Raw genomic sequence first — 16,377 nt, forward strand, 5'->3', positions numbered from 1 at the left:
TGGATGCAAAGACGGAGACAAGACAAGATGAAGACCTTTGCCCTCAAGCCCCTGAACTGGGCCCTGGCCGCCGCGGCCACGCTGGCGTCCCTGCATGGCGCGGCCCAAGCCGAGACCCTGTTGCTGCGCCAGCCCAGTGTGTCAGCCGAGCGCCTGGCCTTTGTCTACGGTGGCGACATCTGGGTGGCTCGGCGCGATGGCAGCGAACCGCGCCAGTTGACCAGCCAGGCCTCTGCCGAATACGCGCCCAAGTTCTCGCCGGACGGCCGCTGGATCGCCTTCACGGCCAACTACGACGGCAACCCTGACGTTTACGTGATGCCCGCCGAGGGGGGTGAACCGCGCCGCCTGACCTGGCACCCGGGTGCCGATGTCGTCAACGGCTGGAGCCCGGACGGCAAGCGCGTTCTTTTCTCCTCGGCCCGCGAGATCGCCAACAGCCGCAGCAACCAGCTCTTCGAGGTGCCCGTGGAAGGCGGCCCCGAGCGCAAGCTGATGAAGGCCGTGGCCTTCGAGGGCAGCTGGAATGCCGATGGACAACGCCTGGCCTACCGCCCCAACCGCAAGGCCCACGAGGGCGCGGCCGGCTGGCGGCAGAGCCGTGGCGGCGCCACGCCGCCGATCTGGGTGATCAACCTCAAGACCCAACAGCTGGAAAAAGTTCCCCACATGCGGGCGACGGATCACACCCCGCTGTGGCATGGCGACGCGCTGGTCTTCATCTCCGATCGCAATGACGGCGCGGCCAACCTCTACAGCTGGAACGGCAAGACCCAGCAGCTGCGCCAGCTCACCCGCAGCAAGAGCTGGGATGTTCGCAGCGCCGGACTGCACGGCAGCACCGTGGTCTACGAGATGGGCGGCAGTCTGCACCAGCTGGACCTCAAGACGGGGCAAGACCTGACCCTGCGCGTCACGCTGCCGGTGGCCGGCGCGCAGACGCGCGAGCAGTGGAAGGACGTCAGCCGCCAGCTGCAGGGCGCGCAGCTCTCGCCCACGGGCAAGCGTGTGCTGGTGACGGCGCGCGGCGAGGTCTTCAGCGTACCGGTCAAGGACGGCGTGACGCAGAACCTCACCGGCTCCTCCGGCGTGCGCGAGAAGGACGCCCTCTGGCGTCCCGACGGCAAGCAACTGGCCTGGCTGCGCGACGCCGGCTTCAAGCACGAACTGGTGCTGGCCGATCCAGCCCAGGGGGGCAAGCGCGAGGCCCACGCCCTGCCGGCGGGCTACTTCACGCTGCTGGAATGGTCGCCCGACGGCAAGCGCATCGCCCTGCAGGACAACCACCTGCAGCTCTATGTCTACGAGCTCGAGGCCAAGGCGCTCAAGCCCGTGGCCAGGACGCCGCGCCGCAGCCAGTTCGAGGTGAGCTTCTCGCCCGATAGCCGCTGGCTGGCCTACACCATCGTCGGGGCCAACCAGCTCAGCCAGATCCATCTGCATGACTTCCAGACCGGCCAGGACCACATGCTCAGCGATGGCCTGGCCCATGCCGTCTGGCCGGCCTTCTCGCCCAAGGGCGACCTGCTGTACTTCGCGGCCTCGGTGAACGCCGGCCCGCGTCAGGTCGGCCTGGACATGAGCGTGGAGGACCAGCCCCTGCGCCTGGGCCTCTACGCCGCCGTGCTGTCCAACGAAGGCCGCTCGCCGCTGTGGCCCAAGACCGCAGAGGAGGAGGGCCCCAAGACCGACGCCAAGGATGGCAAGGATGGCAAGGCGGACGCCAAGCCCGATGCAAAGGCGGATGCGAAGGGCGACGCGAAGGCCGATGCCAAGCCGGACGCGAAGGCCGATGCAAAGACCGATGACAAGGCCAAGCCGAGCACCAAGCCCACCCGCATCGACATCGCCGGCCTGCAGCAGCGCTTCGTGCCGCTGCCCGTGCCCGAGCGCTTCTACGCCGGCCTGATGGTCGCCGCTGATGGCAGCCTTTACTACCTGGACCGCCGCCAGCAGGGCGTCACCAACGAGGGCCCTGAGGCCGAAGCCGGCGGCCATGCCGAGCTCTTCCGCTTCGATATGGAGGAACGCAAACCCAAGTCCATCAAGACGGGATTGAGCGGAGCCAGCCTCAGCGCCGACGGCAAGAAGCTGCTGCTTGAGCTGCCCAAGGGCAAGCTGGAGGTCGCCGACACGGGCGACAAACCCGACCCCAAGGCGCTGGACCAGAGCGGGCTGCGCGCCCGCATCCAGCCGCGCGAGGAATGGCAGCAGATCTTCAACGAGGTCTGGTGGATGGAGAAGGAGTACTTCTACGCGCCCAATCTGCACGGCCTGGACTGGGACGCCGTCTACAAGCGCTACCAGCCCCTGCTGGCGCATGTGCAGCGCCGCGAAGACCTCAACGAGATCCTCTCGGACATGATTGGCGAGTTCCAGGTGGCCCATAACAATGTGGGCGGTGGTGACACGCAATCCGATGCCCCGGTGAGCGTGGGTCTGCTGGGCGCCGACGTGGAGCCGCACGAAGGCCGCTGGCGCCTCTCCAAGGTCTATGCGGGCGACCGCTGGAACCCCTTCCTCAAGGCACCGCTGGCCATGCCGGGCCTGAACGTGAAGGCCGGAGACTATGTGCTGGCCGTCAATGGCCAGCCGGTCAATGCCAGCCAGAACTTCTTCCGTGCCTTCGAGAACACGGCAGGCAAGCAGACCACGCTGACCGTTGCCGACAACCCGCGCGGCGAGAAGAGCCGCCAGGTGGTGGTGGAGCCGGTCAGCCGCGATGCTGGCCTGCGCCAGTGGGACTGGATCGAGTCCAACCGCGCGTACGTGGCGTCCAAGACCGGCGGCAAGGTGGGCTACATCTACCTGCCCGACACCGGCCGCAACGGCTTCGAGTACTTCAACCGCCAGTTCTTCGCCCAGTCGGACAAGGAAGCGCTGATCATCGATGACCGCCGCAACGGGGGCGGCCATGCGGCCAACTACATCCTGGACGTGCTCAAGAGGCCTTATCTTTCGGGCTGGAAGGACCGTGACGCCATGGTCTTCAACACGCCGGGCAGTGCGGTCTACGGCCCCAAGGTCATGCTCATCGACCAGGACGCCGGTTCTGGCGGCGACTACCTGCCCTGGGCCTTCAGCCGCCTGGGCCTGGGCCCACTGATTGGCACCCGCACCTGGGGCGGGCTGATCGGCATCTCGGCCAATCCGCCGCTGATCGACAACGGCTTCCTGACCGTGCCCTTCTTCCGCTTCTTCACGCCGGACGGCGAATGGCGCATCGAGAACGAAGGCACGGTGCCGGACATGGAGGTCGATCTGGATCCCATCGGCGTCAACCGCGGCCAGGACAGCCAGCTGGACGCCGGCATCGCCGAGGTGATGAAGCGCCTGGCCAGCTACAAACCGGTGGACCTGAAGAAGGCGCCGGCGCTGCCGACCGAATTGGGCAAGTAAGGCGGACCCGCTCACCCGAGTCAAACCCTGATTCCGATCGGGTATGTTGAAAATATACTGATCGTCAGATGCCGCAGTTCTGCCCATGCAGGCTGCGGCACTTTCACATCCGCACCGACACGTTTGCATACGCTGCGGCGCTCCACGGTGCCGCGGATGAAAACACGGGAAACCCTTCATGCGCACACCCTTGAGCACTCCGTCCACGCCGCGCCGCCGCCTGGCGCAGCTGATCGCCCTGTCCACCCTGTCCCTGGCCGCCGCGGGCACGGCCCTGGCCGCGGATCCCGCCTATCCGGCCACGCAAAAGCGCCCGGTGCAGGACCAGTTCCATGGCACGAGCGTCAGCGAGGACTACCGCTGGCTGGAGGACTTCGAGAGCCCCGAGGTCAAGCAGTGGGTCGCCGCCCAGAACGCGCTGACGCGGGCCCGTCTGGACGCCATCCCCGGGCGCGAGGCCCTGGCCGCGCGCATCAAGGAGCTGGTCATGACCCGGCCCACCGGCTACGGCAGCCTGGGGCATTACGGCAGGCACTGGTTCGCGATGAAGTACGAGCCGGGCCGCCAGCAGCCGCGCATCGTGGTGATGGACAGCCCCGATAGGCCCGAGACCGAGCGCGTGGTGCTGGACCCCGTCCAGTTGGCCGCCGACGGCAGCCTGGCCATCGACTGGTTCAAGCCCTCGCCCGATGGCCGGCGCCTGGCCGTCTCGCTCAGCGAGAAGGGCAGCGAGCGCGGCAGCCTGCACCTCTACGACGTGGCCAGCGGCAAGCCAGTCGATGTGGTGATCCCGCGCGTGCAGTTCCCCACCGGCGGCGGCTCCGTCAGCTGGCAGGCCGATGGCAAGGGCCTGCTCTACACCCGCTACCCGGCACCTGGTGAACGGGCCGAGGCCGATGCCATGTTCTTCCAGCAGGTCTGGAGCCATCGCTTGGGCCAGCCCTTGGCCAAGGACCGTCTGGTGCTGGGCGAGGGCCTGCCACGCATCGCCGAAACCTTCCTGGCCAGCGGTCCCAAGGGGCTGCAGATTGCGCAGGTGCTCAACGGCGACGGCGGCGAGGAAGCCTTCTGGCTGCAGCAGCAGGGCGGCCGCTGGCAGCAGCTCTCGGGCTTCCAGGACGGGGTCAAGGGCCTGCAGGCCTCGGCCGACGGCTGGCTCTACCTGCTCTCCACCCGGGGGGCGCCCAAGGGTCAGGTCTTGCGCCTGAAGCTGGGCCAGCCCCTGGCCAAGGCCGAAGTGTTGGTGCCCGAGGCCGAGGGCACGCTGACCCAGTTCAAGCTGCTGGACGACCAGCTCTACCTGAGCTATCTGCTGGGCGGCCCCTCGGAGCTGCGCCGCATCGACCTGAAGACTCGCAAGAGTGAGGTCCTGCCGCTGCCGGCCATCGCCAGCGTGGATGCGCTGGTCAAGGGTGGCAATGGCAAAGGGGGCGAGCTGCTGGCCTCGGTGCAGAGCTACACCCAGCCCCAGGCCTGGTACCGCGTGCACAAGGACGGCCACCTGGAGGTCACGGCCCTGGCCCAGAAGTCCAATGTGGACTTCAGCGACGTGGAAGTGCTGCGCGAGTTCGCCACCTCCAAGGACGGCACCCGCGTGCCGCTGAACATCCTGCGCCCCAAGGGCCTCAAGCTGGACGGCAGCAATCCCGTGCTGCTGTACGGCTACGGCGGCTACAGCGTCAGCCAGACGCCGGGCTTCAACGCCCTGCGCAAGGTCTGGCTGGAGCGCGGCGGCGTGATGGTGATCGCCAATCTGCGCGGTGGCGGCGAATATGGCGAGGCCTGGCACCTTTCGGGCAACCTGACCCGCAAACAAAACGTCTTCGACGACTTCATCGGCGCGGCCGAACACCTGATCGCCCGCGGCTACACCCGACCCGAGCGCCTGGCCATCCAGGGCGGCAGCAACGGCGGCTTGCTGATGGGCGCGGCGCTCACCCAGCGGCCGGAGCTGTTCCGCGCCGTGCACGCCTCGGTGGGCATCTACGACATGCTGCGCGTGGAATTGGACGCCAACGGGGCCTTCAACATCACCGAGTTTGGCACCGTCAAGGATGAGGCCCAGTTCCGCGCCCTGCTGGGCTACTCGCCCCTGCACAAGGTCCAGGACGGCACGCGCTACCCGGCCGTGCTCTTCACGACGGGCGACCACGACGGACGCGTGAACCCCATGCAGTCCCGCAAGATGGTGGCCCGCCTGCAGACTGCGCAGGCCGCCTCGATGGCCGATCGACCCATCCTGCTGCGCACCAGCGCCAACGCGGGCCACGGCATGGGCTCATCGACCAGCGAGGTGATCGCCGAGCGCACCGACAGCTACAGCTTCCTGATGGACCAGCTGGGCATGCCGCTGAAAAAGCCCTGAAACCCTGACCTCAGGGCGCCGGCCTGCAACGGCGGGCTGGCCCTGGTGGCTTCAGGTCAGGCTGCGGTTGCGCGCCAGCGGCGGGTTCTTCGCGAAGTAGCGCGCGATGCCCGTCGAGATGGCTTCCACCAACTGCGCCTGGTAGGCCTCGCTGCTGAGCTTGGCCTCCTCCTCGGGGTTGGAGATGAAGGCCGTTTCCACCAGGATGCTGGGGATGTCCGGCGCCTTGAGCACCGCAAAGCCCGCCTGCTCGACACGCGGCTTGTGCAGCTTGCCCACCCGGCTGATCTGGCCCAACACCTCGCCACCCAGCTTGAGGCTGTCCTTGATCTGGGCGGTGGTGCTGAGGTCCAGCAGCGTGCGCAGCACCGAGGCGTCCTTGACTTTGGTGTTCACGCCGCCGATCAGGTCGGCCGCGTTTTCCTTGTCCGCCATCCAGCGCGCGGCGGCGCTGCTGGCCGCGCCGTCGCTCAGTGCGAAGACGCTGGCGCCGCGGGCCTGGGGCGTTAAGAAGGCATCGGCATGCAGGGAGACGAAGAGGTCGGCCTGCACCCGGCGGGCCTTGCGCACGCGCTCGTGCAGGGGCACGAAGAAGTCGGCATCGCGGGTCATCATGACGCGGATGTTGGGGTGCTTGTCCAGTCGCTCGCGCAGCTTGAGGCCGATGGCCAGCACGACGTCCTTCTCCTTGAGCCCGCTGGGTCCCACGGCGCCCGGATCCTCGCCGCCGTGACCGGGGTCCAGGGCGATGACGATGAGGCGGTCCAGCTGCTGCTTGGTCATGGACGGCTGCTGCGGCAGCGGGGCAGGGGTCTGGGCGACGACAGGCGGCGCGCTGGCAGCGGGGAGGCGCTCGGGCGCCGAGGCCGTCGGCGCCGGACGCCTGGGGGGGGTGGATTCGGGCTTGTCCAGCTTGGCGATCAGCTCGCCCAGGGCGTCCTGCACCGACTGCGCCGCGGCCCGCTCGGCCGCTTCCTTCTCGCGTATCAGCACCAGCAGCGGGTCACGCTCCTGCACGGGGTAGAGGTCCAGCACCAGGCGGTGCTTGTAGGCTGCCACCGGCTGCAGGGTGAAGACCTGGGGCGCCACCACCTGCTTGAGGTCCAGCACGATGCGCACCACGCGCGGCTGGTTCTGGCCCACGCGCAGGCCCTCGATGAAGGGGTCGTCCGGCCGCACCTTGCCCAGCAACTCGCGCAGTCCGGGGCTGAGGTCCAGGTCATCGACGTCGATCACCAGCCGGTCCGGCCCGGTGACCAGGCTGTGGCGGGCGACCAGGGGCTTGTCGGACTCGATGGTGATGCGGGTGTAGTCCTGAGCCGGCCAGATGCGCACCGCGACGATGGAAGCAAGACCTGGCCCCGCCAGCAGCTGGGTCGGCGCCTGCAGCAGCAGGGCCAGGCCGCCCATGCGGCGCAGGGCCGAGCGGCGTTCGTCAGGCAGGGCAGGGCGGCTCATGCGCCGGCTCCCATGCCCAGGGCCGCCAGCAGGGACTGCCCCAGGGGCGTGCGGGCTTCGAGGCGCAACTGGCGGCTGTCGTCATCGGCGATGGAGAGATGCAAGGCCAGGTCCGGCACGGGCAGCATGCCGGCCGCCTTCTCCGGCCACTCGGAGAGCTTGAGACCAGGGCTGGTGAAGATCTCACGAAAGCCGGCATCCTCCCACTCGCGCGGGTCGCCGAAGCGGTAGAAGTCGAAATGGCTGACGACGCCCGTGCCGCCATGCTCGGACAGGTCGTAGCTTTCCATCACGGCGTAGCTGGGGCTCTTGATGCGGCCCTGCACGCCAAGGGCGCGCAGCAGGTGGCGTACCAGCGTGGTCTTGCCGGCGCCCAGACTGCCATGGAGCTCGATGGAGGCGTTCATGAGCCCGGGGGCCCGTGCCAGGTCTTGCGCAAAACGTTCGCAGGCGGCCTCGTCGGGCCAGCGCAGCGCGCGGGTTTCTAGAATGGCCAAATGCAGCAAACTCCCCAGAAGACTCTCGACCCCCAGGCGGTCATGCAGCAACTGCAGGCCTGGGCGCATGAGCTGGGATTCTCACAGATTGGCGTGGCCGATATCGACCTCAGCAGCGCCGAGGCGGGACTGCTGGCCTGGTTGGAGGCGGGCTTCCACGGCAGCATGCACTACATGGCCAGTCATGGGCTCAAGCGCGCGAGGCCCGCGGAGCTGGTGCCGGGCACCCTGCGCGTGCTGACGGCACGCATGGACTACCTGCCCGACGGCCTCGGTCCCGACTGGCGCCGCGTCGAGTGGCAGGGCCTGGCCGACCCGCTGCGCGCCCAGGTCTCTCTCTATGCCCGGGGCCGGGACTACCACAAGGTCTTGCGCCAGCGCCTGCAGCAGCTGGCGGATCGCCTGGGCCAGCTGCTGGGCCCCTTCGGTCACCGCGTCTTCACCGATTCGGCGCCCGTGCTGGAGGTGGAACTGGCCTCGCGCTCGGGACTGGGCTGGCGGGGCAAGCACACGCTGACGCTTTCGCGTGATGCGGGCTCCATGTTCTTCCTGGGCGAGATCTATGTGGACCTGCCCCTGCCCCTGAGCACGGCCAACAGTGGGCACTGCGGCCAGTGTCAGGCCTGCATGGAAGTCTGCCCCACCCAGGCCATCGTCGAGCCCTTCCGTGTGGACGCTCGGCGCTGCATCTCCTATCTGACCATCGAGCATGACGGCGCCATCGCGGTCGAGCTGCGCCCGCTGATGGGCAATCGCATCTACGGATGCGACGACTGCCAGTTGGTCTGCCCCTGGAACAAGTTCGCGCGCCGCAGCCCGGTGCCTGACTTTGACACCCGCGAGCATTTCAATGCGCCCGGGCTGCTGCAGCTCTGGTCCTGGACGGAAGCCGAGTTCCTGCGCCGCACCGAGGGCTCGGCCATACGCCGCATCGGCCACTGGCGCTGGAGGCGCAATCTCTCGGTGGCCATGGGCAATGCGCTGAGGCAAGACCTGGCCCCGACGGACCGGCAAGCCCTGCTGGCTGCGCTGGAGGCTGCCCTGCCCGGGTCGGACGAGGTGATGGCGGAGCATCTGCGCTGGGCGTGTTCCCAGGCCGGCCCAGGGGGCTCGGCGACCGAAGCTGAACCGCGCTGATGCGCTTGCCCCCTGAGCGGCGGGCTGTCAAATCGGATTCCATCCGATAGGCGCGGTTGGCGATATGTCAACAATCCCCGCCAAATCGCTTGGCATGAATGCAAGTTGAGTCAGCACAGTCTGGCCAACGGAGGTGCGCCAGATCCCCAGCTAAAGGCTGAGTCGGACGAAGAGAGACCGGCGGGATCTGCGCGCTGGCTGGTGACATCCGTCACCCAAACGGGAGGGGTTGATGATGAAGAACTTTCAATGGCTGCGGCGCAGCGGCTGGATGCTGCCTGCCTTGTCGGCGCTGGGCATCCTGACGGCGGGGAGCGGCCAGGCCGCAACCTACTTCGAAGAGCAAGGGCAGCTGCTGCGAAGCTCTCGATCTGTCAAGGCCTTGGGTCCGGATCTCTTCGGCGATCGCATCAGCCACTACGACGGCGGCCTGGAGTTCGTCCAGACGGACGTGAACCTGGTGGGGTCCAGCAGTCTGTCCATCTCAGTGGGGCGCCGGTTCGCCTCCGGGCCTCACTGGAGCATGGCTAGCGGCCACTTCGGACGCTGGGATCTTGAAATTCCGCGGGTGCAGGGCGTCTTTGCCGCGAGCAAGGGCTTCGTGTCCGGCCCAGGTACGCCTCGTCGCTGCTCGGAGTTTTCGCCTCCACCATCGGCGCAAGGCTTCGCGCAGGAGGGCATTTGGCTCGCCAAGGAGTACTGGCGCGGTATTCAACTCTACGTCCCCGGCGGCGGCAGCAAGGAGATCCTCAAGCGGGGGCCCGGCAGCCCGCAAGGCCCTGCGGACCAGCAGAGCTACCCCCTGCTGACCAAGGACTACTGGCAGCTTCGCTGCATTCCGCTCGCCAATGGGGCGTCCCCTGACTCCGAGGGCTTCCTGGCCATCTCCCCGGACGGCACGCAGTACCGCTTCGACTGGATGGCCGCGCGCCCCGTGGAGCGCCTGGAGCGCGGCACGGCCCTGCCCGAGGCCATGTCGGCGCGCTCCCGGGCGCTGGCGGTTTCCGGCAGCGGCAACGAGCGGCGCCGGCCCACGCGCTCGGCGGAGTATTTTCTCAATCGCAGCGAGCACTGGATCATGCCGACCTTGGTGCAGGACCGCTTCGGCAACCGGGTCACCTACACCTACGATCCGGCGAACCCCATGCATGTCGATGCCATCACCTCCAGTGATGGCCGGACCTTGAGGTTCACCTACGTCCAGGGCAGCAACCGGATCGACTCCGTTACCGATGGGAAGCGTACCTGGCGCTATGTGTATGACGGCGTCACGGGAGACCTGACCGCCGTCGTGCAGCCGGACGACAGCCGTTGGGGCTTCACCGTGGACAGCGCCCTGTTCGATCCAGCGCAGATGTACCTGGGCTCGCCTTCATGCTCGCAGAGCACCAATGAGTACTCCGGCGGCACCATCTTCAGCCGCACCAACACCCTGCGGATGACCCACCCCAGCGGCGCGCAGGGGCTGTTTGTCGTGGCTCCCGTCGAGCATGCCCGCGGCAATGTGTACAGCGTCTGCTGGATAGGCAATGGGGGCGTCAATTTCCCAAGTTCTCCGCCGTACTTTGCCAAGCACAGCATCCAGTCCAAGGAGATTTCTGGGCCCGGTATGCCCACCATGCGGTGGTCCTACGCCTACAGCCCCTCGGCAGGCCAGGGGTCCGTGGAAGGTTGCAGCGGCAACTGCCCCAGCACCAAGTGGGTCCAGATCAATGAGCCGAGCGGCCGTTTCACCCGCATGACCTTCGGTATCCGCGCGGGTGGCAACGAAGGCCTGCTGCTGAAGTCAGAGGACTTCGACGCCCAAGGTGTGCTCAAGCGATCGGTGACTCAATCCTACCGGGCTTATGACGCAGGACCGTATCCGACCTCGGTGGGGCAGAGCATCCAGCCCATCGCAGAAAACTACACGAACGGCCGGCTGCAGCCGCTCGAGGCGCGGGAGACCTCCCAGCAGGGCGTGGCCTTCGCCTGGCGAGCCATCCGTTTCGACACGCTCGGACGTTCGCTTCAGGTGACGAAGTCCGGTCCGGCAGGCAGCCGTACCGAGACGACAACCCTCATCGACCTGAGCAATCCCTGGGTGCTGGGCCTGACGGAGTCCGTTACCTTCGAGGGCGTGGGGGTCTCCGTCTTCAATACTTATGACAGCCTGGGTCGCAAGACCTCCGACAAGGTGTTCGGAGTGCCCCAATTCAGCTACGGCTACAACGCCGACGGCAGCCTGGCCTGGAAGCAGGACGGACGCGGAAACCGGACCCGCTACGACGACTACAAGCTGGGTCTGCCGCGTTTGGTGAGCTACGCGGATGGCAGCAGCGAAGCCGTCACCGTGGATGAGCTCGGCTTCATCACCAGCCATCGCACGGCGGCCAACTACACCACGGCCTATGGCTATGACCTCATGGGCCGACTCAACCTGGTCACGCCGCCTTCCGGTTTTGCCTCCACGAGCCTGAACTTCGAGCAGGTGGCCAGCGCCGAGTATGGCGTCCCGGCCGGGCATTGGCGCCAGACCGTCACCAAGGGCAATGCCAAGACCATTACGTTGCTGGACGCCTTGTGGCGCCCAGTGATGACGCGCAGTTTTGATGCAAGCCAGGAAGCCGCGACCCGCAAGGTGGTGGTCAAGGGCTATGACGTGGAGGGCCATCTGAGCTTCGAAAGCTATCCGGCGCGGGACTACGCTTCGGTGGCCGTGACAAGCCCCGGCAAGCGAATGAGCTACGACGCCCTGGGCCGGATGACGCTGACCGAGCAGGACAGCGAGTTGGGCGTGCTCCAGACCCGTCAGGACTACCAGAGCGGCTTTGTCACCGCCATCACCAACCCGCGCGGCAAGGTCACGACCCAGCGCTTCTGGGCTCTGGATAACCCGACGGAGGCCAGCCTTGCTCAGATCGACCTGCCCGAAGGGGTGCAGGTGCAGATCAATCGCAATGTACTGGGCAAGCCCACCTCCATCACCCGCGGTGGTGGTGGTGTGAGCGTGACGCGCAGCTATGTGTACGACGCCGGGCGGCGCCTGTGCAAGACGGTCGAACCGGAAGTCGGCGCGACCCTGCAGGACTATGACGCCGCCGGCAATCTGGCCTGGCGGGCCCCCGGTCTGGCACTGACCTCTGGTAGCAGCTGCGACACCGCATCCGTGGCTGCGGCGGCCAAGATCAGCTACACCTATGACGCCGTCAACCAGCTCACCGCCACCAGCTATGGTGACGGCAGCCCTGGCATCACCCGCAGCTACTGGGACGATGGCAAGCCCAAGTCCGTGTCGTCTGCCGGTACGGTCTGGAACTACAGCTACAACGCCCTGCGCCAGCTGGAGACCGAGGTGCTGAGCTTTGGCGGCAAGACTTTCGGCTTCAGCCGCAGCTACAACCTGGCGGGCGACTTGGCCGGCCTGGTCTACCCCGCCAGCAATGGCACGCCCGGCCCCGCGCTGAACTTCAGCCCCAATGCATTGGGCGAGCCCAGTGTGGTGAGCGGCTATGCCAGCCAGGTCAGCTTCCATCCCAATGGAGCGGTTGCGGGCTACACGCTGGCCAATGGCGTGGTGCACACGGTGTCGCAGAACCTGCGCGGCCTGCCCAGCCAGAACAGTGATAGCGGCGTGCTGAATGATGTGTACGCCTACGACGCCAACGGCAATGTGGTGGGGATCACGGATCAGCAGGAGTCCGTGTTCAACCGCAGCATGAGCTATGACGGCCTGGATCGCCTCACCGGCACCAGCGCCCCCGGCGTCTGGGGCACCGCCAGCTACACCTATGATGCGGTGGACAATCTGCGCACCGCCGTGGTCGGCAGCCGCAACGCCACGCTGAACTATGCCGACGGGCGCAACCGCCTGAGCAGCATCACGGTCAACGGCAGCACCAGCAACTACAGCTACGACCCCTACGGCAACATCACCGGCAAGGGCGGGCAGACCTTCAGCTTCGACCAGGGCAACCGGCTGAGCGCTTCGTCGCTGGGCGGTGGCTATGTGTACGACGGCCTGGGCCGTCGTGTGCAGGTCGTGACCAAGGCGGGCGAGACCCGTCTGCAGGTCTACAGCCAGGACGGGCAGCTGCTGTGGTCGACGACGCCGGGCGGCTCCGTGCCAGCCAGCATCGTGGGCTACACCTGCCCGCCCGGTACCACGCTGTCTGGCACCAGCTGCGTGGGCACCACGACCAAGGCCGCAACGCCGACCTACGCCTGCGACTCCGGCTACACGCTCAGCGGCTCAAGCTGCTCCAAGAGCGTGGTGGAGACCAAGGCCGCAACCCAGACTCAGGTATGCCCGGGCGGCATGACGCTTCAGGCGGGCCAGTGCGTGGGCACCGCGACGGAGCCCGCCACGCTGCAGTATTCCTGCCCCGACACAAGCTGGACCCTGAGCGGCAGCACCTGCAGCCGTACGACCACCGCCACACAGGCGGCCACCGAAACGCTGAGCTGTACCCGCGGCACCCTCGTGGGAGGCCAGTGCCAGGTGCCTGACAGCAAACCGGCAACGCCCGTCTATGGCTGCCCGGACACCAGCTGGACCCTGAGCGGCAGCAGCTGCAGCAAGACGGTGCCGGACGACTACGCGGCCACGGTCTCCGGCTACACCTGCCCCAGCGGGGGCACGCTCAGTGGCAGCAGCTGCGTGGTGAGCAGCTCGGTGCCGGCCACCCCTTCCTACAACTGTGCTGGCGTGGGCAGCTTGTCGACCTACAACGGCATGGCCGCCTGCGTCACGCCGTCGGTCTATGCCAACACCGGCTCTGAAGCGCCCGCCGCCTGCAGTGACGAATACGGCAGCTACGGCCTGAGCTACCTGGGCGCCAAGCAAACGGCGGGCAAGCTGTGGGCCTGCGCCTATCAGCCCAAAGTCACCGGCTACAGCTGCAGCTCGGGTACCTTGCAGGGCAGCCAATGCGTCAGCAGCTCGTCCTATGGCGCCACGCCTACCTACAACTGCCCCTCGGGCGGCACGCTGGATGGCAGCATGTGCCGTCGCAGCAAGCTCGTGACGCAGGCGGCCTCGGTCTCCGGCTATAGCTGCCAGCCCGGCTACACCTTGTCGGGCACGACCTGCAACGGCTATGTCTACGAAGCCCCGGTCAAGCGCTACAGCTGCCCGTCGGCAGACTGGACGTTGTCTGGCACGACTTGCTCGAAGACCACCGCCGAATCCCAGGGCGCATCCCCGCGCTATACCTGCCGCAGCGGCTGGACCTTGAGCGGCCAGACCTGCTCCACGTCCACGACGCAAGCCCCCACGACGCAGTACAGCTGTGACAGCGGTTGGACCCTGAGCGGCAGTTCTTGCTCGCGCACGACGGTCAGCACCGTGGGAGCCCGCATCACTGGCTACACCTGCGACACGGGTTACACCTTGCAGGCAGACAACACCTGCAAGACCAGCAGCAGCACCCCGGCCACGCCGAAGTACGGCTGCCCGGACGGCAGCAGTTCCACGGCAGGTGGCACCTGTCCCAGCGGCGTGCAGGGCACGGCCTATATCTACCTGGGCAACAAGCTGATTGCCGAGACGGTGGTGGGCGGCTCGACCCAGTACGTGCACACGGATGCCCTGGGCAGCCCGGTGGCCCGCACGGGCCCCACGAAGGCACTGATCAGCCGCACGCGGTATGAGCCTTACGGCTATGTGGCGGCGGGGGCCAAGCCCAGTGCCAGCACCAGCCAGGTGGGGTTCACGGGACATGTGCAGGATGCGGAGACGGAGCTGGTGTACATGCAGCAGCGGTACTACGATCCCATCGCTGGGCGCTTTCTCTCCGTAGATCCCATCGTTACTGATGCGAATACGGGGAAGGGCTTCGGGTTGTATACGTATGTGGACAACAACCCTTATACGAAGGTAGATCCGGATGGGCGAGAGCCTGAGATGCACAGGTGGGCCGATCCTAAGGGAATGACTCACGCTGAGGCGACTTCTGGGCTTCGAATGGCTGGTGAAGTCGCACTTAGTATGGTGCCGGGCGCCAGTTCAGTTGAATACGCCAGCAATGGACAGCTTGGCATGGCTGCAGCGATGCTAGTTGTTGACCTTGGTCCAGCGAAGGTACTGAAGGCCGCGGAAAAGGTAGTTGAAGCTACCAAGGGGGTCAAAGCGGTAGAGCGTACCGGTGCCAGTAAGATGCAGAAAGCTGTTGAAAGGGGTCAGGCGCCGAAAGGTATTGAGCGCGTGGATAAAGCGCATGATGCACCTGGGGCCAAAGATCATGTGCACTTCAAGGACGGGACTTCAATGAATCACGACGGCACCATTCACGATGCCCACAAGGGAACGCCGTCACCGACCAACAAAGAGTCAAAATGGCTCGAAAATAATGGCTGGACTGGAAAGCCTGAGGGGCAATGAACAGACAGACTATGCGAAAGAAAATTGAACAGCATTGGGGTCAATCTGGATTAGTGACTATGAGCTCTCGTGATGCTGTGGCGCTAGGATTTAGTCTTGATGAGTCGCGCCTTCTTGAAGATATTGGATTTCCGGAGTGGGCTGCTCCAAACATTTGGATGCATGAGCCACGTTTCTATGGGGATGAATATTTGTTGTTAGGTGAGGATCGGGAGGATAGGCTGATCCTATATCGCAAGGCAACACATGAAGTGATTGTTGCCTTGCCGGAGGTGGATTCCTATTTATATGTATCTCAGGGGGTTATTGGTTTTATCGCCAGTCTGATCTTATATGCAGACATGGTGGATTCTGCAATTGCAGTCCGTGGAAGCGACGTATTTGTAAAAAACCAAATACCGAAGGCCTTAATTGCCAAATTTGAAGCGGAGGTCCTTGACGCTTGCCCGTTGCCTTCGGGGGCGGCTTCATTCTGGCTCGAGGAAATCAAGCGCTTGCGGAACGGCCACGCCGACTAGAAACACAGGCGAGATGGGGCTCGGGGTCACAAGGGGCTCGGGGGGCTCGGGGTCAGATACCGTCTTGAATTTCAAGCTTAGGCACAGCCAAAGCGGGATCAAACGGACGGCCTGAGCGCAGCACGCTGAAGATCAGCATCGCCATCTTGTGCATGCAGGCCCCGATGATGGCCTTGGGGGCATGGCCTGTGGTCTTGAGTCGCTCTGCGAAACGCCGAAATCGGGGGCAGGCCTTAATTCTTAAGTCCGAGCCTGTCGATCCGCGCCCTGGGCGCGCTCGATGATCCGCCGCCGGCCTCCTCGGCGTTGAGCTGTCCGGTGATGAGCACCTCCATATCAGCAAGGGACTCCCGGGCTCGGGGTCACTCCCGGGCTCGCGGGCTCGGGGGCAGGCCTTAAATCTCAAGTCAAGACCTGACCCCAATCCCTGGCGTCTGAGGTCCCCGCTACCGTCCACGATTGGGACGCCAGCAGCCTCGGGCCGCGCCTGCGCTACGACGCGCCAAGCGCACCGATGTATTGACCCAGTGAAAACCTGCTCAGGTGTTACCTTAGAGAGGAAGACACCATGAGTACGTTGATGGACGAAGAGATCAAGCGCTGGACCGCGAAGCGCAAGACGGCATTGGTCCTGGAGATCAT

The 16,377-nt window shown here is 66.0% G+C and carries 7 protein-coding genes; 5 read left to right on the forward strand and 2 right to left on the reverse strand.

From position 1 onward, the window contains the following. The first annotated feature begins 27 nt into the window (after nucleotides 1-27). Both H5407_RS14065 and H5407_RS14070 read left to right on the forward strand, forming a co-directional pair. Nucleotides 28-3,399: a S41 family peptidase gene (locus H5407_RS14065; protein WP_183105084.1), complete on the forward strand. Its 3,372-nt coding sequence runs from the start codon at nucleotides 28-30 to the stop codon at nucleotides 3,397-3,399. Nucleotides 3,400-3,577: 178 nt separating this feature from the next. Beyond that, nucleotides 3,578-5,764 (forward strand): prolyl oligopeptidase family protein, encoded by a 2,187-nt coding sequence (locus tag H5407_RS14070; protein WP_183105085.1) that lies wholly within the window; start codon nucleotides 3,578-3,580, stop codon nucleotides 5,762-5,764. 51 nt (nucleotides 5,765-5,815) lie between these two features. Here H5407_RS14070 and H5407_RS14075 read toward each other — a convergent pair whose 3' ends face one another. After that, nucleotides 5,816-7,222 carry an N-acetylmuramoyl-L-alanine amidase gene (locus tag H5407_RS14075; protein ID WP_183105086.1) on the reverse strand — a complete coding sequence of 469 codons (1,407 nt, stop codon included), beginning with the start codon at nucleotides 7,220-7,222 and terminating at the stop codon, nucleotides 5,816-5,818. Further along, a complete protein-coding gene (gene tsaE / locus H5407_RS14080; protein WP_404935634.1) occupies nucleotides 7,219-7,725 on the reverse strand; it encodes a tRNA (adenosine(37)-N6)-threonylcarbamoyltransferase complex ATPase subunit type 1 TsaE in 507 nt (168 codons plus the stop codon). Before tsaE ends, H5407_RS14075 begins: the two co-directional genes overlap by 4 nt. Here tsaE and queG point away from each other — a divergent pair. The 3 genes from queG to H5407_RS14095 all read left to right on the forward strand — a co-directional run bounded on the left by queG (nucleotide 7,720) and on the right by H5407_RS14095 (nucleotide 15,735). Next, nucleotides 7,720-8,856, forward strand: a complete 1,137-nt coding sequence (gene queG / locus H5407_RS14085; RefSeq protein ID WP_404935633.1) for a tRNA epoxyqueuosine(34) reductase QueG — start codon at nucleotides 7,720-7,722, stop codon at nucleotides 8,854-8,856. The two genes, tsaE and queG, sit on opposite strands and share 6 nt — an antisense overlap. Nucleotides 8,857-9,088: 232 nt before the next feature. Beyond that, nucleotides 9,089-15,217, forward strand: a complete 6,129-nt coding sequence (locus tag H5407_RS14090; protein WP_183105089.1) for an RHS repeat-associated core domain-containing protein — start codon at nucleotides 9,089-9,091, stop codon at nucleotides 15,215-15,217. Nucleotides 15,218-15,228: 11 nt separating this feature from the next. Next, complete coding sequence (locus H5407_RS14095; protein WP_183105090.1) at nucleotides 15,229-15,735, forward strand: hypothetical protein; 507 nt, start codon at nucleotides 15,229-15,231, stop codon at nucleotides 15,733-15,735. The last annotated feature ends 642 nt before the right edge of the window (nucleotides 15,736-16,377 follow it).

The sequence above is a fragment of the Mitsuaria sp. WAJ17 genome, assembly GCF_014174515.1.
In the GTDB taxonomy this organism is placed as follows: Bacteria; Pseudomonadota; Gammaproteobacteria; order Burkholderiales; family Burkholderiaceae_C; genus Roseateles_B.

Bases quoted from the DNA above. Each gene is read 5' to 3' on its own strand.
- H5407_RS14065 (WP_183105084.1), top strand. From the start codon at position 28: ATGAAGACCTTTGCCCTCAAGCCCCTGAACTGGGCCCTGGCCGCCGCG.
- H5407_RS14070 (WP_183105085.1), top strand. From the start codon at position 3,578: ATGCGCACACCCTTGAGCACTCCGTCCACGCCGCGCCGCCGCCTGGCG.
- H5407_RS14075 (WP_183105086.1), bottom strand. From the start codon at position 7,222: ATGAGCCGCCCTGCCCTGCCTGACGAACGCCGCTCGGCCCTGCGCCGC.
- queG (WP_404935633.1), top strand. From the start codon at position 7,720: ATGCAGCAAACTCCCCAGAAGACTCTCGACCCCCAGGCGGTCATGCAG.
- H5407_RS14090 (WP_183105089.1), top strand. From the start codon at position 9,089: ATGATGAAGAACTTTCAATGGCTGCGGCGCAGCGGCTGGATGCTGCCT.
- H5407_RS14095 (WP_183105090.1), top strand. From the start codon at position 15,229: ATGCGAAAGAAAATTGAACAGCATTGGGGTCAATCTGGATTAGTGACT.